This is a genomic window from Microbacterium luteolum (assembly GCF_039533965.1).
In the GTDB taxonomy this organism is placed as follows: domain Bacteria; phylum Actinomycetota; class Actinomycetes; order Actinomycetales; family Microbacteriaceae; genus Microbacterium; species Microbacterium luteolum.
The window spans coordinates 876,688-896,496 of record NZ_BAAAUN010000001.1 but is presented as its reverse complement, the minus strand read 5'-3'; the positions used below and the strand labels follow the sequence as shown (position 1 = coordinate 896,496).

The following is a 19,809-nucleotide window of genomic DNA, read 5'->3' as shown; positions in this document are numbered from 1 at the left end:
TTGAGTTGTGCACAATTTAATCAGACAGGGCGTGGATCGATCGCGCGGATCAGCGCGATCGTCTCGCCCCTAATATGGGCGCATGGAGTCCCCCACGGCGGTGCAGCAGCAGGTCGACGTCGACACCGACCCTCGGATCGGACTCACGGCCTCGCGGGTCGCGGAGCTGACGGCGGACGGTCGGACGAACGCCTTCACGGGCGACTCGAGCCGGAGCGCGTGGAACATCGTCCGCGCGAACGTCTTCACTCTCTTCAACGGGATCGTCGGTGCCTGCTTCCTCGTCCTGCTCCTCCTCGGCCGCTGGCAGGACGCACTCTTCGGCCTCGCGGCGTTCGGCAACGCGATCATCGGATGCTGGCAGGAGTTCCGCGCGAAGGCGGCGCTCGACAAGCTGGCGCTCCTGAACGCGCCGCGCGCGAGGGTGCGTCGGGATTCGGAGGACATCGAGATCGCTCCGGCCGACGTCGTCCAGGGCGACATCCTCGTGCTCCGCGCCGGAGATCAGGTCACTGCGGATGCCGTCGTGCTCGAACATCGTGCGCTCCAGATCGACGAGTCCATGCTGACCGGCGAATCGGATGCCGTCGACAAGGGCGACGGCGATGAGGCGCTGTCGGGCTCGATCGTCGTGGCGGGTGACGGCATCGCACGCGCTGTGCGCGTCGGCGCGGATTCCTACGCCAACAAGTTCGCCGAGGAGGCCAAGCGGTTCTCCCTCGTGTCCTCCGAGCTGCGCACCTCGATCGACCGGGTGCTGAAGTGGGTCGGCTGGGGGATCGGTCCGATCGGTCTCCTTGTGCTGAACGCGCAGATGATGGTCGCCGGCGGCTGGGTGTCGGCGTGGGAGACAGGAACCTGGACTCAGGCGATCGTCAACACGATCTCCTCGTTGACCGCGATGATCCCGCTCGGCCTCGTGCTGATGACCTCGATCGCCTTCGCCGTCGGCGCGGCGCGTCTCGCGGCCCGGCAGGTGCTCGTCAACGAGCTCCCTGCCGTCGAGGGGCTCGCACGCGTGGACGTCATCTGCCTCGACAAGACAGGAACGCTCACCGAGGGCGAACTCGCCTACCGCGACCTGCTCCGGCTCAGTTCGGCGACGGGGGAGTGGCAGGCCGCGCTCGCCTGGTTCGGCAGCGCTCCGGATGCGAACGCGACCGCACGCTGCCTGCGCGAGCCGTTCCCCGAGGAGAGGCCGCGCGAAGCATCCGCCTACGTGTCGTTCTCGTCTGCTCGCAAATGGAGTGCGCTCTCGCTCGCTGACCACGGCGACGAGACGTGGGTGCTCGGCGCTCCCGAGATGGTGCTCGGAGACGCGGCGACGGATGCCGGCACCGAGGTGGGCGAAGCCGTCACCCGCCTGGCCGCCGAGGGACTGCGCACGCTCGTCCTCGCGTTCACCGCGGATCCCTACTCGGCGGCCGCACAGGAGTCCGAGGCTCTTCCGACGGGTCTCGTGCCGGTGGCAGTGATCACGTTCAGCGAGAAGGTGCGACCGGATGCCGCCCAGACCCTGTCGTACTTCCGTGCCCAGGGCGTCGGCGTGCGGGTCATCTCCGGCGACAACCCGCGCACGGTCGCGGCGATCGCGCGGCAGGTCGGCCTCGATGCCGGTGAGGGGTACGACGCGCGGCAGCTCCCGGAGGACGACGCCGAGCTCGGTCCCGTGCTCGACGCGCACACCGTCTTCGGCCGTGTGACGCCGGAGCAGAAGAAGCGCATGGTGGTCGCGCTGCAGGCGCGCGGGCACACGGTCGCGATGACCGGCGACGGGGTGAACGACGCGCTCGCGATCAAGACGGCCGACATCGGCATCGCGATGAACTCCGGATCGCCCGCGACGAAGGCCGTCGCGCGGCTCGTGCTGCTGGACGGTCAGTTCTCGCATCTCCCCGATGTGGTCGCGGAGGGCAGGCAGGTGATCGCCAACATCGAGCGCGTCTCGATGCTCTTCCTGACCAAGACGGTCTACGCGACGACGCTCGCCGTGCTGTTCGGCGTCATGGTGCTGGAGTTCCCGTTCCTGCCGAGACAGCTGTCGATCACGGACGGGCTGACGATCGGCATTCCGGCGTTCTTCCTCGCTCTGATGCCGAACGCGAGCCGCTACGTCCCTGGATTCCTCCGGCGCTCGCTGGCCTTCGCGATCCCCGCGGGTCTGCTGATCGCGATCGCGCTGACCGTGTACACCCGCGGTGCCATGGCGATCGGCGTCACCGAGCCGCAGCTGCGGACCGGGTCGACCATCATCCTGGCGATCGTCGGCATCTGGGTGCTCTCGGTGCTCGCGCGCCCGCTCAACCGCTACAAGGTGCTGGTGGTCGGTGCGATGTTCATCGCCCTGTCGATCCTGTTCACGGTGCCGCTCGCCGGGGAGTTCTTCCAGCTCGTGGATCCGGGTGAGGCGGCCGCGTACCTGATCGCCGGCGTCACGATCGCCACGATCCTCGCGATCGAGGTCGTGCGGCTGATCCACCGGCGATTCCTCGCCCGGTCGACGGCCGCAGCAGGAGGATCAGCGGTCGAGGAAGTGCCGCGAACCGGGCGGCGCCCAGACCGCGACGACCACCAACAGCTCCACGACTGACTGGACGAGGACGGCCCAGTCCCACGTGGTGGTGAGCGCTGTCACGGCGTGCAGCGCCAGCTGCACGCCGATGTAAATCGTCAGCAGCAGCCGGGCGAGACGACTGCCGCGCGCGATCGCCGCCGCCACGGCGAGGGTGAGCAGACCGAACAGGATGACGGCGGCGCCGATGAGCGACACGACGAGGACGTCGCCGTCGGGCACCTGATACCGGCTCAGCAGCACGGTCAGCCCGAGGAGAGCATTCGACAGGCCGCTCAGCACGACCAGGATCACGACGACGGTGACGACGACGGGGCGCTTGTGCGAGCGGGGTTGCTCGGTGACGATGTCCACGCGCTCACTGTACAAGCAGGGTCTGATCCGTGAAGTGATCGCCGAGCGGTGTGATGCTCTGCTAGCGTCCGTCTACCCGGCCACGAAGGAGAAAGACCATGGCAGTGATCTCGAGAGGCTTCGGCGCACGCCGCAGAGAGAGCGACCCGAAGCTCCCACCGGGCCAGTACCTGACCGAGGACTTCCCGGTGCTCTCCGCGGGGCCGACGCCGCAGATCTCCACCGCCGAGTGGAGCTTCGGCATCCGGAACGAAGCAGGTGCGGTGACGTCCTGGACCTGGGACGAGCTGCAGGCGCTCCCCATCGAGGACGTGCACACCGACATCCACTGCGTGACGCGCTGGTCGAAGCTCGGCACCACCTGGCGGGGAGTCTCGCTCGACACGCTCCTCGCCGGCGTCGACACGGCCGCGTCCTACGCGATGGCTCATTCGTACGGCGGGTACACCACGAACATCGCCCTCGACGATCTGCTCGGCGGGCAGTCGTGGGTCGCCTTCGAGTTCGACGGCGAGCCGCTCGATCCGGAGCACGGCGGCCCGGCGCGTCTGCTCGTGCCGCATCTGTACTTCTGGAAGAGCGCGAAGTGGGTGAGAGCGCTCACCCTGATGGACGAGGATGCGCCCGGCTTCTGGGAGCAGAACGGTTACAACATGCACGGCGATCCGTGGACGGAGGAGCGCTATTGGTGATGGTCGGAGGATGGCGTCCGGCGCGGGTGATCGAGACGCGGACCCAGACGCCCTCCGCGCGCAGCATCCGCCTCGAGGTTCCGGGGTGGACGGGCAGCGATGCGGGCCAGCACGTCGACGTGCGGCTCACGGCGGAGGACGGGTATCAGGCGGTCCGCTCGTACTCGCTCGGGTCCTACGGGCCGTCGACCGAGGTGATCGAGCTCGCTGTGGACGAGGTGCCCGACGGCGAGGTCTCGCCGTATCTGGTGCGTGACGTCCGGATCGGCGATGAGCTCGAGGTCAAAGGACCCCTCGGGCAGTTCTTCGTCTGGCGTCCGGATCAGGAGCTGCCCGAGCGACGGGGGCCCGTGCAGCTGATCGCCGGAGGATCGGGCGTCGTCCCTCTCGTGGCGATGATACGTGCGGCGCAGGATGCCGGGGCGGTCGAGTCCGTCCGGATGCTGTACTCGGTGCGCAGCCCCGAGGACGCGATCTACCGCGACGAGGTCGTGTCAGCCGCCGCGGCGGGTGTGGACGTGCGCTGGGTGTACACGAGGTCGGCTCCGCCCGACTGGGAGGGCACGGTCGGACGCGTCGATGCCGACACGCTCCGAGACGCGGTCTGGCCCGTCGAGCGGGAGCCGCTCGTGTTCGTGTGCGGCCCGACCGGTTTCGTCGAGCATGCGGCGGACACGCTGGTCCGACTAGGGCACGATCCTGTGCGCGTGCGCACCGAGCGATTCGGAGGTCGCTGATGGATGACCCTGCGAACACGTCGATGATCGTCGACGGCAACTGCCTCGCCGGGATGATGGGCGACCTGTTCGGTGCGGACGTCACCGCTCTCGTCGCCGTCTGCTCCGGGTGCGGAACGGAGGCGCGTGTCGCCGAGGCCGTCGTCGAACTCGACAGTCACGCCGCGATCGTGCGGTGCCGATCCTGCACCAGGACGCTGTTCACCCTGCTCCTGCAGGACAGTCCCCGGTTCGTCGTCGGGATGCTCGGCGAGATCCGGGCCTGAACCGGTTCGCGATCGAGTGCTCCTTTCTCGCCGTGGTCGGCGGGCGATGGTGGTGTGATGCGGCCAGTCACTTGTCGATGGAGATCATGTTGGCTTCGTCGTGCCGCTCGCCCGCTGCGGGTTCGAGTGCCGTCAGGCGGTCGGCCTGGTCGGCGGTGAGCACGACGGCGTCAGCCGCGGTGTTCTCCTCCACGCGGGTCACGCGGCGCGTGCCCGGGATGGGCGCGATGTCTTCTCCGCGAGTGAGTATCCACGCCAGCGCGGTCTGCGCAGGGGTCGCCCCGATCTCGGCGCCGATGGCGCGCACCTCGTCCACAAGGCGAAGGTTGCGGGTGAAGTTCTCGCCCACGAACCGTGGATTCGTCTTGCGCCAGTCGTCGTCGGGAATGTCGGCCGCGGAACGGATCTGTCCGGTCAACAGCCCGTGCCCGAGCGGCGAGTATGGCACGAAGCCGATACCGAGCTCGCGCAGCAACGGCAGGATCTCCGACTCCACATCACGGGTCCACAGCGAGTACTCGGTCTGCAGCGCAGACACAGGCTGCACGGCGTGCGCACGGCGAATGGTCTGCGCCGACGCCTCGGACAGCCCGAAGTGCAGTACCTTGCCTTCGGCGATGAGGTCGGCGACCGCGCCCGCGGTGTCTTCGATGGGCGTGTTCGGGTCGACCCTGTGCTGGTAGTACAGGTCGATGTGGTCGGTTCCCAGGCGGCGGAGGGAACCTTCCACGGCGGCCTTCACGTTCTCGGGTGCGCTGTCGATCACGCCGGGTCCGCCGCTCGAGTGGGAGACGAGGCCGAACTTGGTGGCGATCTTCACGTCATCACGGCGACCGCGGATCGCCTGTCCGACGATCTCTTCGCTGAGGTAGGGGCCGTAGATCTCGGCGGTGTCGATGTGGGTGACGCCCAGGTCGAGGGCGCGGTGGATGGTGCGGATGGACTCGTCGTTGTCGAGCCCGCCGCCGGTCGTGTAGGTGCCGGCCATGGTCATGGCGCCGAGGCCGATGCGGGAGACTTCGAGGGTTCCCAGGTGTGCGTTCTTCATGTTCTGGCTTTCTGTTCCTGCCGGTCGCAGTTTCTCAGGTGACGGATGAGGAGAGTCAACGCTCTTCCGTCGGAGTTAGCGTGGCCCTAGTTATGGGTGTCCCCGCAGGGACCCCCAAGATCGACCGGACCGGCGTAGTTTCGATGGCATGGACACCCGCGGCGACATCAGCGACTTCCTCACCACGAGGCGCGCGAAACTCACCCCGGAGCAGGTGGGACTGCCGGACTTCGGCGGTCGCCGCCGTGTCCCCGGGTTGCGTCGCGAAGAGGTCGCCCTCGTCGCAGGGATGAGCTCCGAGTACTACAAGCGCCTCGAGCGCGGCAACGCCGCAGGGGTATCAGAATCCGTCATCGATGGCGTGAGCCGGGCCCTGCAGTTGGATGAGGCAGAACACGCGCACCTGAAAGACCTGATCCGGGCAGCGAACGCTGGCGACCGTCCGCAGCAGCGACAGCGGCCGGTGCGGAAATCACAGCTGTCGCCCGGCATGCGGCAGACCATCGACGCGATGTCCACAGTGCCCGTGTTCGTGCAGAACGGCCGGCTCGACGCCATCGCGACCAACTCACTCGGACGAGCGCTGTTCTCCGAGATGCTCGACAGTGTTCGTCCGCCCGCGAATGCCGCTCGCTTCATCTTCCTCGAAGCGCGCGCTCAGAGCTTCTATCGCGATTGGGAGGCGCAGACGCGACAGATCGTCGCCGTGCTTCGCGCCGAGGTCGGTCGGTCGCCGTACGACCGGCAGCTCAGTGACCTGGTCGGCGAGCTCTCCACCCGCAGCGATCTCTTCCGAAAGCTGTGGGGAGCACACGACGTCCGCGAACACCGCACCGGCCTCAAGAACGTCCACCACCCGGTTGTCGGCGACCTCGACCTCACCTTTCAGGCGATGGATTTCGCCTCTGACAGAGGACTCCAGATGATCGTCTTCTCAGCGGAATCCGGATCTGCCACCCACGAACGCCTGCAGCTGCTCGCCAACCTGAGCGAAGCGAAAGCCGAACGAGCAATCCTGTAATCAGCAGGGGGGTTACTGAGAAATCGTGCCCCCGCGTCCCCATTCGCCACTCCACGCGCCGCCACGTCGGGACGCATCCTCGCGTTGGGGGGAGGTGGGCGGCGCGCGGAGCCTCGGGCGAATGGGGCCCCTCGGTAGGGGGTTACCTAGAAATCGCAGAAGGGGACCGTCCTGGCGGACGGTCCCCTTCTGCGATTTCGTGCCCCCGACAGGAGTCGAACCTGCGACCTACGGTACCGGAAACCGGCGCTCTATCCACTGAGCTACGGAGGCGTACCGAACGACGATATCACTCGTCGGGGGTGGTCTCCGACCCGCCGGCCTCGGTGACGGGAGCGCCGCGCAGCTCGTCGAGCGCGGCGGCGAGCTTCTCGGCCAGATAGCGGTGGCCCTCGGTGGACGGATGCTTGTGACCGAAGTCCACGTCGATGACCGCGAGGTAGTTCTGGTCGGTGATCCAGTTCAGGGCGATGGGGGAGATGTACCACCAGCCGCGTGCGGCGGCGAGCTCGGAGAGATCGGTGTCGATGCGTGCGGTCGCGGCGCCCACCGGCAGCTCGTGCGGTGCGGGACCCAGCACGACGATCGACGCCTCCGGGTACTTCGCCGCGAGAGCATCCCACGCGGCGGTGACGGCTTCGCGGTAGCCGGCCGCGCCCTGCGCCCGGTCGTTGATCGAGCCCTGGATGATGATCAGGTTCGGAGCGAGCGCCGGGTCGAGGAGGGTGATGCGCTCGCCGAAGGCGGGACCGTCGAGCCCGGGCTTGAGGTAGCCGCTGCCGCGGACGCCGTCGACGATCGTCTCGCCGTCGATCAGTCCCCCGAGCACGTAGGCGTAGCCGAGGGTGGGATCCGTCGCCGCCGACCCGTAGGTCCAGGAGTCGCCGAAGACGAGCACGCGCGGGTGATCCGGCAGGCTCAGCGGTGCCGGAGCGACGACCGAGGCAGCGCTTCCGTCACCATCCGCGGCCGCGACGGCGGGGGCCGCGGAAGGGAGCGGAGTCCACGGTCGCCACACGCCGAGAACGCCCGCGGAGACGGCGAGCAGCAGGGCGATGGCGATTCCCGCGGTGCGCAGTCGGCGTCGGGCGGCGGAGGCGTGCATTGCATGAGAGTAGATCACCCGGGGGCGATCACAAATTCCCCGCGCCGCCCCGGCGTCGGACACCGTCATCGTGCGCCGTAAACTGGGACGGCTATGAACCCTGAAACGCTCGCCGAAGCCCTCCTCGCCGTCCTCGCACCGATCGCGGAGGAACGACGTCCCGGCGAGCCCCTCGAGCTCACCGCCTCCGACATCGTCTTCGAGCGTCCGCGCAACCGCGACCACGGCGACTGGGCCTCGAACATCGCCATGCGCCTCGCGAAGCCCTTCGGCACGAACCCGCGCGAACTCGCTCAGCAGATCGCCGACGGACTCGCCGGAATCGACGGCGTGGCCAGCGCCGAGGTCGCGGGCCCGGGCTTCATCAACATCCGCCTCGACGCCGCCGCTGCGGGTGCGCTCGCGAAGACGATCGTCGACGCCGGACCCGCGTACGGCACGAACGAGACCCAGTCCGGCCGCAGCATCAACATCGAGTTCGTCAGCGCGAACCCGACCGGTCCGCTGCACATCGGCCACACCCGCTGGGCGGCGCTCGGCGATGCGATCGGCCGCGTGCTCGCGGCATCCGGCGCGACCGTGGCGCGCGAGTTCTACATCAACGACGCCGGTGCGCAGATGGAGCGCTTCGCGCAGTCCATCGTCGCCGCGGCGAAGGGCGAGCCGACGCCCGAGGGCGGCTACGCCGGCAGCTACATCACCGATCTCGCCGCACGCGTGGTCGCGTCGCGCCCCGACCTCCTCGACCTGCCGGACGACGAGCAGGTGATCGTCGCCCGCGAGCTGGGCTACGAGTTCCAGCTCGCCGAGCAGCAGGAGTCCCTGTCGAAGTTCAACGTGCACTTCGACGTCTGGTTCTCCGAGCGCACGCTGCACGCGAAGAACGCCGACGGGGTCAGCCTCGTCGACCAGGCCGTCGACCGTCTGCGCGAGCAGGGTCACGTCTTCGACCAGGACGACGCCGTGTGGGTGCGCACCACCGACTTCGGTGACGACAAGGATCGCGTCATCCGCCGCTCCAACGGCGAGTACACGTACTTCGCCGCGGATGCCGCGTACTACCTGAACAAGGGCGACCGCGGCTTCGCGCACAAGATCTACCTGCTCGGCGCCGACCACCACGGCTACGTGCACCGCCTGAAGGCACTGGCGGGAGCCGCGGGCGACGACCCCGAGAAGGACGTCGAGGTGCTCATCGGGCAGCTCGTCTCGGTCGGCGGGGCTCGGCTGAGCAAGCGCGCGGGCAACATCATCGAGATGGACGACCTGCGCGAATGGCTCGGCACCGACGCGCTGCGGTACTCGCTGGAGCGCTCACCGGCGGACTCGCCGCTCGCGCTCGACCCGGAGCTGCTGCAGAAGCGCACGAACGACAATCCGGTGTTCTACGTGCAGTACGCGCACGCCCGCACCCACAACGTGGCCCGCAACGCCGCCGACTCCGGCGTCGACCGCTCGGAGTTCGCCCCCGAGACGCTCACGCACGAGTCCGAGGCGGCGCTGCTCGGCGCGCTGCAGGAGTTCCCGCGCATCGTGGCGTTCGCCGCCGAGGTGCGCGAGCCGCACCGCGTCGCCCGGTACCTCGAGGAGCTCGCGGGCCTGTACCACCGCTGGTACGACAACTGCCGGGTGATCCCGCTCAGCGACGACCCGATCGAGAGCGTGCACCGCACGCGCCTGTGGCTGAACGACGCCGCCGGTCAGGTCTTCCGCAACGGACTCGACCTGCTCGGCGTGTCCGCTCCGGAGCGCATGTAGCGACCGCTGCCGAACGCGCCGGTAGGGCAGGATGGCAGCATGAGCGACGACAACCACACCCTGCCGTATCCGGACGCTTCGGCAGAGCATCCGACGCTCGTGATCCCGGGGTCCGATGCGCCCGGGAAGGCGGATGCCGCGCGGCCGAAGCGCCGTCGCCGCTGGCCGTGGGTGCTGCTGATCGTCGTGGTGCTGCTGGCGCTGCTCGTCGTCGCGGCGGAGTTCATCGCGCGCTCGATCCTCCCGGGGGTCGTGCGCTCGCTCGTCATCGAGCAGCTCGACCTCCCCGCCGACCAGCAGCTCGACGTCGACGCGGAGGGCGTGCTGCTCCCGCAGCTGATCGGCGGACGCCTCGACATGCTGCACCTGTCGACGGATGCCGTGACCCTCGAGGGGATCACCGGCGCCGCGGATGTCACCGCGACGGGGATCCCGCTGCGCGGGGGAGACCTCGGCGGAGCATCCGGCACGATCCGGATCGATCAAGCGGAGTTCACCACGCTGCTCGCCGGCACCGACCTGCCGGTCGAGTCGGTCGTCTTCGACGCGCCGAACGCGACGCTGGGCGGCTCGTTCACCGTCTTCGGCGCGGCCGTCCCGATCACTCTGACGCTCACGCCCGGCGCCGCAGAGGGAGACCTGGAGCTCACGCCGGTGGGGCTGTCGATCGGCGGGCTCGATGTCGATGTGGACGGCGTCGGCTCGATGCTCGGCTCCGTCGGCGACAACCTCACGCAGACGCAGCGCATCTGCATCGCGGACCAGCTCCCGGCGGGGCTCACCCTCACGGGCCTCGAGATCGTGGGCAGCGAGGCCGTGATCGACATCGACGTGGATGGAGCGATCGCCACGGATCCGGCTCTGCTGGAGAAGGGCGTCTGCCCGAGCTGAGCGGCGGTCGTGGTCAGCGCGTCCGGGATTCGATACGCCGAGCGAGCCAGGAGGCGCGCTGCAGCGGGATGCCGTGACCGCACCCGTCGACGATCTCCCGCTCGCTCAGCGGCCGGGCCTCCTGCAGCGCGGCGGCCGAGCGCTTCATCAGCGATTTCTCCTTCGAGCCCGCGAGGATCAGCGCTGAGCCCGGGAAGTCCCGCCACCCGTCCGGCGGTGTGAAACGCAGGTTCTCGCCGACGGCGTTGAGCAGGGTCTCTCGGGATATGCCGGCCGATGTGCGCACGTAGTCGTGGAGATGCTCGGGCGGCACGAACAGCTCCCGCGCCTGGAGCTTCGCGAACCACTTCTGTCGAGCGAGTCCTGCCGTCGCACCGAGCAGGGCGAGCGTGGGGCCGACAGCCCGCAGCGGGACGGCCTGGGCGCTGACGACGATCACGTCCGCGACCAGATCCGGGCGTCGGGCGGCGAGCAGCACTGCCAGCTGGGCGCCGAGTGAGAAGCCGACGACCGTCGCAGGCCGACCCTCGTGTTCGAGCAGCTTCTCGAGCGCCGGGAGCACATCGTCGTGCGAGGTGTAGGTCTGGTGCGCGCTGCGCCCATGACCCGGCAGGTCGGGCACGAGGATCCGGCGCTCCTGGTCGAGGTGCGCGCGCATCGGCTCCCACATCCACCCCGCCACGCCGCCGCCGTGCAGGAGCAGCAGCGGCCTGCTGCCTTCCGCGCCGAAGCGGTTCACGTGCATTGGTCAGTTCCTCTCGAAGCCGGCGGCCATCAGGCCCACGGTGTCGATCGCGCTCTCGAGCTGCTCCGCTGAGAGGGGGCCGAGCAGACGGGCGGCGGAGAGCAGGCCGATCGTCGCGCTCGACAGCGCCAGGGCGAGCGACTCCGGGTCGACTCGTGGGTCGAGCTCTCCCCGCGAATGCAGGTCGCGCACCCACTCGACCACGCCGAGATGACGCGCCCGGTAGCGGCCGTCGTCCACGTCGGTCACGTGGCTGCCGAGGATGCCGCGGTCGTCGAGGAATGCGGCGGTCATCAGCGCATCGTCCAGCACTGCACGTGCGGAGGCCCGGTAGGCGACGCTGAGGGGCGGTCGCTCGCCGGTCTCGGCCCGCACGCGATCACTCAGCCGCGCGGTGCCGCGCTGCAGCAGGGCATCGAGGACGTCGCGCTTGGAGGCGAACTCCCGGTAGACGGCGCCCTTCCCGATTCCGGCGTTCGCGGCGATCGCTGCGACGCTCATCGCGTCGAATCCATCGGCGAGCACGAGCTCCTCGGCGGCGTCGAGGATGCGCTCCCGCCTATTCGGGACGAGTGGTCGGGGCATCGTCGATCCTCCGGAGGTGGGCGAGCATCGCCGGGACGACCATGTCGGGACGGTCGCGCTGCACCCAGTGTCCCGCGTCCGGGACGGGGAGGAGCGTCGCGTGCGGCATCCGCTCCGCCGCGCACCGGATGCGCGCGATCGGCACGCCGCTGTCGTGATCGCCGTGCACGAAGAGCGTCGGCGTGCGGATCAAGGCCAGCTGGTCCGCGTAATCGGTGCGCAGCCGATTCCACAGGACCTGGTCGTGCTGCCACTCGCCGAAGACGGCGGTGCCGGTGCCGGATGCCGCCTCGGCGAGGACCGCATCGATGAGCTCCGGCGTGCGCGCCGTCGGGTTGCGGACGAGATCCTGGAGGCCGCGCTCCATCGCCGTGCGGTTCCGCATGTAGCGCCTGGTCATCGCCGACAGTGCCCCGGTCCGCAGCAGGAGGAACGTCGTGAAGTGGGTCAGTCCGCCGAGGAAGCCGTCGGCGAGCCGGGGCATGAGGCCGTAGCATCCGAGCAGCATCGCCCCGCGAGCGCGGCCCGGCCGTTCGAGAAGGTGGCCGAGCGTCATTCCGCCGCCGAGCGAGAGACCGCCGATCACGTAGTCCGTGAGACCGACCGCGTCGGCGAACTCGCCGACATAGCGGACGAGACGTTCCTGTGTGAGCGGCCACTCCGCCCGCGGGCTGCGGCCGAAGCCCGGATGATCCGGAGCGATCACGCGGTGCCCGGCCGCTGCGAGTGCGGGTCCGACCTCGGCCCACGACAGTTCGGCGCTGTCGGCGCCGCCGCCGTGCAGCAGGAGGACGGTCGAGCCCGTCTCCTCTGTCGGCCACCACTCGAGGGAGGAGATCTCAGCACCGGCAGTGGTGACGAGCGCGCGTCGGGGTTCCATGGGCTTCCTCTCGTTGTGACCACAATATCCGATCTGGTCACAACGAGGGCCGAAACGGCGTCAGGATTCCTTACCGCCGCCGGGAAGTGCCTTCTGCGCGGCCCGGAGCTCGGCGGTCGCGATCCGCACGTCGACCTCGGCGCGCTGCAGGCGTCGCTGCGGGAACGTCGTGGCGCCGAAACGCTGGTGCACACGGTCCTTCCGCTCCTCATCGGCGGTGACGATGAACGCGCAGGCCAGCAGCATCACCTGCGTGGAGAGGTTGAGCCAGATGAGCAGAGCGAGCAGGGAGGCGAAAGAGGCCAGCAGCGGGTTGCTGGTCGCGCCTCCGACGAACAGGCTCGAAAGCTGCTGCAGCACGACGAGACCGACCGCACCGAGCAGCGCGCCGCTCCACAGGGAGCGCGCCGCGGGGCGCACACCGGACAGCAGTCGGAAGATGCCGACGAGCAGGAGCGTGTCGAGGGCGAACACGATCACGAGGGAGAGGATCGGTGCGCTCCAGCTGACGAGCGGCGAGTCCGCAGGGAGCCCGAGCAGATCGCCGATCCACGCGACGCCGAGCTGACCCACGAAGGTCACGGCCGCCGCGGCGACGAACGAGAGGCCGATGCCGAGCGCCAGAGCGAGGTTGCGCAGGATCACCCACACCCAGAGGATGTCGTCCTGCACGGTGCCGGCGATGACGCGCACGGCGGTGCGGAGCGACCCGATCGCACCCAGGGCGGCGCCGATGAGGGCGACCAACGAGACGATGCCCGCGACCGACAGGGACGCGGGCTTCTGCAGATCCTTCGGGTCGATCACGCCGCCGTCGCCGATCAGGCCGGGAACCACCGACTGGACCGAGTCGATGATCGCCCGCCATGCGTCGGGATTGCCCGCCAGCCACAGCGCCGCGATGGAGAAGCCGAGGAGGACGCCTGCGAAGACGCTGAACAGCGCTCGGTAGGTGACGCTGTCCGCGAGCATCGGTCCGCGGCGCTCGGTGTAGAGCAGCGCGGCGCGTACGAGCCGTCTGCGCAACGCCCACGCGATCAGGGGCTCGGTGACGCGCGCGACGAGCCCGGGGCGAGCGGTGGTCTCGGAGGGCGATTCGGTGTTCATCACGCCCCCACCCTATGAGCCTCCGCGAAACCGCCGGAGGGGCTTGACGTCCGGCGTCACCGTGACAAGGCGCCCGGAGGCGGTGCCATAGAATCGGGTCAACCTCGATGTGCGTGTTCAGCCCGAGATCCGTCCCACGATTGGTGCTCAGTGCTTCCCCCTGCCGATTCGCTCGCCCCGGAATGGCTCGTCGTCCCCGAAGACGCGAACGATCTCGCGAGCGGAGTGTGGCCGGCATCTGCGGTTCGCGACGCCGACGGCGTCCTCGAGATCGCCGGCGTGAGCGCGGCCGACCTCGCCCGCACCTACGGCACCCCGCTGCTCGTGCTCGACGAGGACGAGGTCCGGGGGCGCGCCAGGGCTTTCCGGACCGCCTTCGATCAGGCCGCATCCGACCACGGCACGACGGCGCAGGTGTACTACGCGGGCAAGGCCTTCCTCTCGACGACCGTCGCACGCTGGGTCGTCGACGAAGGACTGCGCGTCGACGTGTGCACCGGAGGCGAGCTCGAGGTGGCGCTCGCCGCAGGGGTGTCGCCCGAATCGCTCGGCTTCCACGGGAACAACAAGTCGACAGCGGAGCTCGAGCGCGCCGTGATCGCCGGCGTCGGCACGATCATCGTCGACAGCGCGATCGAGATCGAGCGTCTCGCCGCGATCACCGCGCGGACCGGTGCCGTCCAGCGGGTGCTGGTGCGCGTCATCAGCGGCGTCCATGCCGAGACCCACGAATTCCTCGCCACGGCGCATGAGGACCAGAAGTTCGGGTTCCCGCTCGCTGAGGCCGAAGTTGCCGTCGCCCGCATCCGGGAGCTCCCCGGGCTCGACTTCGCCGGCCTGCACTGCCATATCGGCTCGCAGATCTTCGGCGTCGCGGGCTTCCGCGAATCGGCCTCCCGCGTCCTGGAGCTGCACGCCGCGCTCCTCGACGGCGGTCCGGTGCCGCTGCTGAACCTCGGCGGCGGTTTCGGCATCGCCTACACGCGGGTCGACGATCCGACGCCGATCGAGGTCCTCGCCGGTGAGATCGTCTCCGCGGTCGCCGAAGGCTGCGCGGCGCGCGGCATCCCGGTGCCCGCGCTGTCTTTCGAACCAGGGCGCGCGATCGTCGGCACCGCCGGCGTGACCCTGTACGAGGTCGGCACGACGAAGGACGTGACGGTGGAATCCGGTGCGGTCCGCCGGTACGTCAGCGTCGACGGCGGGATGAGCGACAACGCCCGCACCGCCCTCTACGGCGCCCAGTTCTCGGCGCGGCTCGCTTCGCGCATCGGCGTGGGGGAGCCGCAGCTCAGCCGCGTCGTCGGAAAGCACTGCGAGTCGGGCGACATCGTCGTCGATCATGAATACCTGCCGGCCGACCTCGTGCCGGGCGATCTGCTCGCGGTTCCGGCGACGGGCGCGTACTGCGCCTCGCTGGCGAGCAACTACAACCATGTTCCGCGTCCGCCGATCGTCGCCGTGCGCGACGGTCGATCGAGGATCATCGTCCGCGGTGAGACCATCGACGACCTGCTGGCCCGAGACGCGGGCATCGACGGGGCGCACGCCCCCGAGGGAGACAGATGACCCACCTCCGAAGGAGCAACCATGACTGACTACCGACGACTTCGTGTGGCGCTGCTGGGCGCGGGAGCGGTCGGCTCGCAGGTCGCGGCTCTCCTGCTGCGACACGGCGATGAGCTCGCCGACCGAGCCGGCGCCGAACTGGAGCTCGCCGGCATCGCGGTCCGCGACGTCGACGCGCCGCGCGACGCCGACCTGCCGAAGGAGCTCTTCACGACCGACGCCGAGACGCTGATCCTCGGCTCCGACATCGTGATCGAGCTGATCGGCGGCATCGAGCCGGCCCGGACGAACATCCTCCAGGCGATCGGCTCCGGAGCAGACGTCGTGACCGCCAACAAGGCGCTGCTCGCCACGCACGGTCCTGAGCTCTTCGAGGCGGCCGATCGCGTCGGCGCGTCGGTCTACTACGAGGCGGCCGCCGCGGGGGCCATCCCGATCATCCGCCCGCTGCGTGACTCGCTGGCCGGCGACCGCGTGGTCCGGATCATGGGAATCGTGAACGGCACGACGAACTACATCCTCGACCGGATGGACACCGAGGGAGCGGACTTCGGCGACGTGCTCGCCGATGCCCAGCGTCTGGGCTACGCGGAATCGGACCCGACGGCGGATGTCGAGGGCTACGACGCCGCGCAGAAGGCAGCCATCCTCGCGAGCCTCGCGTTCCACACGGCCGTGCCGCTCGATGCCGTGTACCGCGAAGGCATCACTTCCGTCACCGCCTCGATGATCGAAGAGGCGCGTGCCGCCGGCTTCGTGATCAAGCTGCTCGCCGTGTGCGAGCGGCTGGAGGCCGACGGCACGGAGTCGATCTCGGTCCGCGTGTACCCGGCCCTCGTTCCCGTCTCGCACCCGCTGGCATCCGTCCACGGCGCGAACAACGCGGTGTTCGTCGAGGCCGAGGCCGCAGGCTCCCTCATGTTCTACGGCGCGGGCGCGGGCGGCGTGCAGACGGCATCCGCCGTTCTCGGTGACGTCGTCTCGGCTGCCCGCCGCCACATCGCGGGTGGCGTGGGCGTCGGCGAGTCCACCAGGGCGAACCTCCCGGTCGTCCCGATCGGGCACGTCACCACCCGCTACCAGATCACGCTCGAGGTCGCGGATGCGCCGGGCGTGCTCGCCACGGTCGCCGGCACGCTCAGCGACGGCGGCGTCTCCGTGGCGACCGTCGTGCAGACCGTCGAGGGCGAGGACGAGCCGACCGCGCGACTGATCATCGGCACCCACCGCGCGACCGAGCAGGCGCTCAGCGCGACAGTCGATGCCCTCGCCGGCAGCGCGGTCGTGGAGCGCGTCGTCTCCGTGCTGCGCGTGGAAGGCGAGTGACGGTGACGGCCACCTCCGAGCCCGTCGAGGGGCGCACCGTCGAGGTGACGGTCCCCGCCACGAGCGCGAACCTCGGCCCGGGCTTCGACACCCTGGGGCTCGCTCTCAGCATCTACGACACGCTCCAGGTGACCGCGCTTCCCGCCGGTCGGCTCGAGATCGAGGTCACGGGCTCGGGCGCCGAGGAGATCCCGCGCGACGCATCGAACCTCATCGTTCGCACCATCGCCTACGTCTTCGCCGACGTCGGCCGTCCGGTCCCCGGACTGCGGATCGTCGCTGAGAACGGCGTGCCGCACGGTCGGGGGCTCGGGTCCTCCGGCGCGGCGGTCGCCGCCGGCGTGCTCGCGGCCAAGGGGCTGCTGGAGGGTGACGTCGAGATCGACGACGCCGACCTGCTGCGCCTCGCCACCGAACTCGAAGGTCACCCCGACAACGTCGCCCCCGCGCTGTTCGGCGGACTGACGATCGCCTGGGTGGGGGAGCGCGGCCCGCAGCACAAGAAGCTCCTCGTGCACCGAGGAGTCTCTCCGCTCGTACTCGTCCCGGCGTACACGATGTCGACCTCGCGGGCGCGATCGCTGCAGCCGCCGCAGGTCTCCACGGCCGACGCCGTGTTCAACGTGTCGCGCTCTGCTCTGCTCATCGCCGCGCTCATGCAGAGCCCCGAGCTGCTGTTCGACGCCACGGCCGACCGCCTTCATCAGGACTATCGCGCCGAGGCGATGCCGGAGACGCAGCGGCTGGTGCAGGCGCTCCGCGCCGAGGGCTTCGCTGCCGTGGTCTCCGGTGCCGGACCGAGCGTGCTCGTGCTCGCCGATGGGCCCGGCAGCCGCCAGGACGCCGTGGATCTCGCCGATCGCGTCACCGACACCCCGTGGGAGGCGCTCCTGCTCGCCGTCGACGTCCGTGGTGGTACAGTGGGGGCGAGCGGAGGGCTCCACGTAGTTTCGTGAATCTGGCCCCATTGCAAATCTTGCAAGACCCGCACGCAAACCCCTGAGGCAGATTTCTTCCGAGAACTCCCTGCCGAGGCCGGCTGGCGCCGAGCGTCAGCCCGTGCGATCGCGCGCAGCACCCGTTGTGCGCGTTCAACGCTCATTCCCCATGACATATAAGGGAGTACTCGTGGAGAACCTCTCCGAGACCCAGAACGATCAGACGACGTCCGTCGCCGACGCCCCTGCGGCTGCTGCCGGTACCGAGACGGCCGCCCCGGCGCGCAAGCGCGCACCGCGTCGTGCCACCACCGCGACGGCCGCGGCGAAGGCCGAGAAGGCCGCCGAGGCGAAGGATGCCGCGTCCGCGGCCGCCGAGCCGAAGGCAGCGCCGTCCAGCGACGGCGCCGAGACCGCAGAGGCCGCCCCCAAGGCGAAGGCCCCGCGCCGAAGCCGTGCGAAGAAGGCGGATGCCGACGCTCCTGCCGCCGACGCAGCCGCCGCGCCGACCGAGGCTCCTGCCGCCGCAGAAGCGCCGGCCGAGGCCGCCCCGAAGACCACCGGCCGCGGTCGCCGCGGTGCGCAGAAGCCTGCGGCCGAGGCCGAGACCCCGGCCTCCGAGGTCGCGGCCGATGCCGCGCCGGCCGAGTCCGGCCAGGAGGACGGCGGACAGAACGACTCCGCCCCCAAGCGCAACCCGCGCAACAGCAATGCGCGAGGCGGCAGCCAGAACGGCAACGCCCAGAGCGATGACGGTCAGAACGGCAACGCCCAGAACGGCAACGGTCAGAAGGACGACGCGCAGAACAACGACGCGTCCGACTCCGACGGTGGCGACGAGCAGGGTGGCCGTGGCCGCAACCGCAACCGCAGCCGCAACCGTGGTCGCGGTCAGAACGGTGCCGCGCAGGACCAGCAGCAGCCGCAGGCCGCCGCGGGTGCCGCAGACGATCAGCCGGGCGGGAACAACCGCAACCGTCAGCGCAACAAGCGCCGCGGCGCGGAGCCGACCGACGAGTTCGACACCGAGATCGGCGAGGACGACGTCCTGATCCCGATCGCCGGCATCCTCGACGTGCTCGACAACTACGCCTTCGTGCGCACCACCGGCTACCTCGCCGGCCCCAGCGACGTCTACGTGTCGCTCGGACAGGTCAAGAAGTACAACCTGCGCAAGGGTGACGCGGTCGTCGGCTCCATCAAGCAGCCCCGCGAGGGCGAGCAGCAGGGCCGTCAGAAGTACAACGCACTCGTGAAGGTCGACTCGATCAACGGTCTGTCGATCGACGACGCCGCCACCCGCGTCGACTTCGGCAAGCTCACCCCGCTGTACCCCCAGGAGCGTCTGCGTCTCGAGACCGCTCCGGAGAAGCTGACCCAGCGCATCATCGATCTGGTCGCCCCGATCGGCAAGGGCCAGCGCGGCCTCATCGTCGCGCCCCCGAAGGCCGGCAAGACCATCGTGCTGCAGCAGATCGCCAATGCGATCGCGCAGAACAACCCCGAGGTCCACCTCATGGTCGTGCTCGTCGACGAGCGCCCCGAAGAGGTCACCGACATGGAGCGCACGGTGAAGGGCGAGGTCATCGCCTCGACCTTCGACCGTCCTGCCGAGGACCACACCACGGTCGCCGAGCTCGCCATCGAGCGTGCCAAGCGTCTGGTCGAGCTGGGTCGCGACGTCGTCGTGCTGCTCGACTCGATCACCCGCCTCGGCCGTGCGTACAACCTCGCGGCCCCGGCATCCGGTCGCGTGCTCACCGGCGGTGTCGACGCTTCGGCGCTGTACCCGCCCAAGCGCTTCTTCGGCGCGGCGCGCAACATCGAGAACGGCGGATCGCTCACGATCCTCGCCACCGCGCTCGTCGAGACCGGTTCCAAGATGGACGAGGTCATCTTCGAGGAGTTCAAGGGCACCGGCAACAGCGAGCTGCGCCTGTCGCGCTCCCTCGCCGACAAGCGCATCTTCCCGGCGGTCGACGTGAACGCGTCGAGCACCCGCCGCGAGGAGATGCTGCTCTCGGCCGACGAGGTCAAGATCACCTGGAAGCTGCGTCGCGCCCTGGCGGGCCTCGACCAGCAGCAGGCCCTCGAGGTCGTGCTCGGCAAGCTCAAGGAGACGAACTCGAACGTCGAGTTCCTCGTGCAGATGCAGAAGTCGATCCCCGCGCTCTCCTCGGGCGCGCACGGTCACGACAACAACATCCGCTGAGGG

17 protein-coding genes, 1 tRNA gene and 1 pseudogene are annotated in these 19,809 nt (G+C 69.6%); 11 read left to right on the top strand and 8 right to left on the bottom strand.

Features of this window, described 5'->3' with window-relative positions:
* The first annotated feature begins 82 nt into the window (after nt 1-82).
* Nucleotides 83-2,590 (top strand): HAD-IC family P-type ATPase, encoded by a 2,508-nt coding sequence (locus ABD648_RS04435; protein WP_282213772.1) that lies wholly within the window; start codon nt 83-85, stop codon nt 2,588-2,590.
* Here ABD648_RS04435 and ABD648_RS04430 read toward each other — a convergent pair.
* On the bottom strand, nt 2,519-2,926 hold the full coding sequence (locus ABD648_RS04430) for a hypothetical protein (protein ID WP_282213771.1): 408 nt from the start codon (nt 2,924-2,926) through the stop codon (nt 2,519-2,521). The genes ABD648_RS04435 and ABD648_RS04430 overlap by 72 nt on opposite strands.
* Nucleotides 2,927-3,024: 98 nt before the next feature.
* Between ABD648_RS04430 and ABD648_RS04425 the strand changes: the two genes are divergently transcribed.
* Genes ABD648_RS04425 through ABD648_RS04415 form a run of 3 tightly spaced genes read left to right on the top strand, consistent with a single transcriptional unit; the run spans nt 3,025 to nt 4,621 of the window.
* Nucleotides 3,025-3,618 (top strand): sulfite oxidase-like oxidoreductase, encoded by a 594-nt coding sequence (locus ABD648_RS04425; RefSeq protein ID WP_282213770.1) that lies wholly within the window; start codon nt 3,025-3,027, stop codon nt 3,616-3,618.
* Entirely contained in the window at nt 3,618-4,355 is a 738-nt protein-coding gene (locus ABD648_RS04420; RefSeq protein ID WP_344709753.1) for a ferredoxin reductase, read from the top strand. Before ABD648_RS04425 ends, ABD648_RS04420 begins: the two co-directional genes overlap by 1 nt.
* Nucleotides 4,355-4,621: a DUF6510 family protein gene (locus ABD648_RS04415; RefSeq protein ID WP_282213768.1), complete on the top strand. Its 267-nt coding sequence runs from the start codon at nt 4,355-4,357 to the stop codon at nt 4,619-4,621. The genes ABD648_RS04420 and ABD648_RS04415 overlap by 1 nt, the downstream gene beginning before the upstream one ends.
* Nucleotides 4,622-4,688: 67 nt before the next feature.
* On the opposite strand, the gene ABD648_RS04410 is transcribed toward ABD648_RS04415, so the two are convergent.
* Nucleotides 4,689-5,669 carry an aldo/keto reductase gene (locus tag ABD648_RS04410; RefSeq protein ID WP_282213767.1) on the bottom strand — a complete coding sequence of 327 codons (981 nt, stop codon included), beginning with the start codon at nt 5,667-5,669 and terminating at the stop codon, nt 4,689-4,691.
* Between the two features lie 148 nt (nt 5,670-5,817).
* On the opposite strand from ABD648_RS04410, the gene ABD648_RS04405 reads away from it, so the two are divergent.
* Nucleotides 5,818-6,690, top strand: a complete 873-nt coding sequence (locus ABD648_RS04405) for a helix-turn-helix transcriptional regulator (protein WP_282213766.1) — start codon at nt 5,818-5,820, stop codon at nt 6,688-6,690.
* A gap of 200 nt (nt 6,691-6,890) precedes the next feature.
* On the opposite strand, the gene ABD648_RS04400 is transcribed toward ABD648_RS04405, so the two are convergent.
* Both ABD648_RS04400 and ABD648_RS04395 read right to left on the bottom strand, forming a co-directional pair.
* Nucleotides 6,891-6,963: transfer RNA gene (locus ABD648_RS04400), tRNA-Arg, on the bottom strand.
* 16 nt (nt 6,964-6,979) lie between these two features.
* Nucleotides 6,980-7,795 carry an SGNH/GDSL hydrolase family protein gene (locus tag ABD648_RS04395; protein ID WP_282213765.1) on the bottom strand — a complete coding sequence of 272 codons (816 nt, stop codon included), beginning with the start codon at nt 7,793-7,795 and terminating at the stop codon, nt 6,980-6,982.
* Between the two features lie 93 nt (nt 7,796-7,888).
* Here ABD648_RS04395 and argS point away from each other — a divergent pair.
* Both argS and ABD648_RS04385 read left to right on the top strand, forming a co-directional pair.
* A pseudogene (gene argS / locus ABD648_RS04390) lies at nt 7,889-9,490 on the top strand (arginine--tRNA ligase); the annotation flags it as partial.
* Between the two features lie 102 nt (nt 9,491-9,592).
* Nucleotides 9,593-10,444: an LmeA family phospholipid-binding protein gene (locus tag ABD648_RS04385; RefSeq protein ID WP_282213763.1), complete on the top strand. Its 852-nt coding sequence runs from the start codon at nt 9,593-9,595 to the stop codon at nt 10,442-10,444.
* 13 nt (nt 10,445-10,457) lie between these two features.
* Here the strand turns inward: ABD648_RS04385 and ABD648_RS04380 are convergent, their stop codons facing one another.
* From ABD648_RS04380 to ABD648_RS04365, 4 genes are read right to left on the bottom strand one after another with little or no spacing between them, the layout of a single operon-like run.
* On the bottom strand, nt 10,458-11,189 hold the full coding sequence (locus ABD648_RS04380; RefSeq protein WP_282213762.1) for an alpha/beta fold hydrolase: 732 nt from the start codon (nt 11,187-11,189) through the stop codon (nt 10,458-10,460).
* A 3-nt stretch (nt 11,190-11,192) separates the two neighbouring features.
* Nucleotides 11,193-11,774, bottom strand: a complete 582-nt coding sequence (locus tag ABD648_RS04375) for a TetR/AcrR family transcriptional regulator (protein ID WP_282213761.1) — start codon at nt 11,772-11,774, stop codon at nt 11,193-11,195.
* Entirely contained in the window at nt 11,749-12,654 is a 906-nt protein-coding gene (locus tag ABD648_RS04370) for an alpha/beta fold hydrolase (RefSeq protein WP_282213760.1), read from the bottom strand. The genes ABD648_RS04375 and ABD648_RS04370 overlap by 26 nt, the downstream gene beginning before the upstream one ends.
* 60 nt (nt 12,655-12,714) lie before the next feature.
* A complete protein-coding gene (locus tag ABD648_RS04365; RefSeq protein ID WP_282217502.1) occupies nt 12,715-13,761 on the bottom strand; it encodes a YihY/virulence factor BrkB family protein in 1,047 nt (348 codons plus the stop codon).
* A 150-nt stretch (nt 13,762-13,911) separates the two neighbouring features.
* Here ABD648_RS04365 and lysA point away from each other — a divergent pair, with 150 nt between their 5' ends.
* From lysA to rho, 4 genes are all read left to right on the top strand, one after another.
* The gene (gene lysA, locus ABD648_RS04360) at nt 13,912-15,330 is read left to right on the top strand and encodes a diaminopimelate decarboxylase (protein ID WP_282213759.1); all 1,419 of its coding nucleotides are present in this window, start codon (nt 13,912-13,914) and stop codon (nt 15,328-15,330) included.
* 21 nt (nt 15,331-15,351) lie between these two features.
* Nucleotides 15,352-16,656, top strand: a complete 1,305-nt coding sequence (locus ABD648_RS04355) for a homoserine dehydrogenase (protein ID WP_282213758.1) — start codon at nt 15,352-15,354, stop codon at nt 16,654-16,656.
* Between the two features lie 2 nt (nt 16,657-16,658).
* Complete coding sequence (gene thrB, locus ABD648_RS04350) at nt 16,659-17,612, top strand: homoserine kinase (RefSeq protein WP_282213757.1); 954 nt, start codon at nt 16,659-16,661, stop codon at nt 17,610-17,612.
* Nucleotides 17,613-17,784: 172 nt separating this feature from the next.
* Complete coding sequence (rho, locus tag ABD648_RS04345; RefSeq protein ID WP_282213756.1) at nt 17,785-19,806, top strand: transcription termination factor Rho; 2,022 nt, start codon at nt 17,785-17,787, stop codon at nt 19,804-19,806.
* Nucleotides 19,807-19,809 lie beyond the last annotated feature (3 nt).

Excerpts from the sequence above, each read along its gene's own strand:
- ABD648_RS04435 (WP_282213772.1), top strand. The coding sequence starts at position 83 with ATGGAGTCCCCCACGGCGGTGCAGCAGCAGGTCGACGTCGACACCGAC.
- ABD648_RS04425 (WP_282213770.1), top strand. The coding sequence starts at position 3,025 with ATGGCAGTGATCTCGAGAGGCTTCGGCGCACGCCGCAGAGAGAGCGAC.
- ABD648_RS04420 (WP_344709753.1), top strand. The coding sequence starts at position 3,618 with ATGGTCGGAGGATGGCGTCCGGCGCGGGTGATCGAGACGCGGACCCAG.
- ABD648_RS04415 (WP_282213768.1), top strand. The coding sequence starts at position 4,355 with ATGGATGACCCTGCGAACACGTCGATGATCGTCGACGGCAACTGCCTC.
- ABD648_RS04410 (WP_282213767.1), bottom strand. The coding sequence starts at position 5,669 with ATGAAGAACGCACACCTGGGAACCCTCGAAGTCTCCCGCATCGGCCTC.
- ABD648_RS04405 (WP_282213766.1), top strand. The coding sequence starts at position 5,818 with ATGGACACCCGCGGCGACATCAGCGACTTCCTCACCACGAGGCGCGCG.
- ABD648_RS04395 (WP_282213765.1), bottom strand. The coding sequence starts at position 7,795 with ATGCACGCCTCCGCCGCCCGACGCCGACTGCGCACCGCGGGAATCGCC.
- ABD648_RS04385 (WP_282213763.1), top strand. The coding sequence starts at position 9,593 with ATGAGCGACGACAACCACACCCTGCCGTATCCGGACGCTTCGGCAGAG.
- ABD648_RS04380 (WP_282213762.1), bottom strand. The coding sequence starts at position 11,189 with ATGCACGTGAACCGCTTCGGCGCGGAAGGCAGCAGGCCGCTGCTGCTC.
- ABD648_RS04375 (WP_282213761.1), bottom strand. The coding sequence starts at position 11,774 with ATGCCCCGACCACTCGTCCCGAATAGGCGGGAGCGCATCCTCGACGCC.
- ABD648_RS04370 (WP_282213760.1), bottom strand. The coding sequence starts at position 12,654 with ATGGAACCCCGACGCGCGCTCGTCACCACTGCCGGTGCTGAGATCTCC.
- ABD648_RS04365 (WP_282217502.1), bottom strand. The coding sequence starts at position 13,761 with ATGAACACCGAATCGCCCTCCGAGACCACCGCTCGCCCCGGGCTCGTC.
- ABD648_RS04355 (WP_282213758.1), top strand. The coding sequence starts at position 15,352 with ATGACTGACTACCGACGACTTCGTGTGGCGCTGCTGGGCGCGGGAGCG.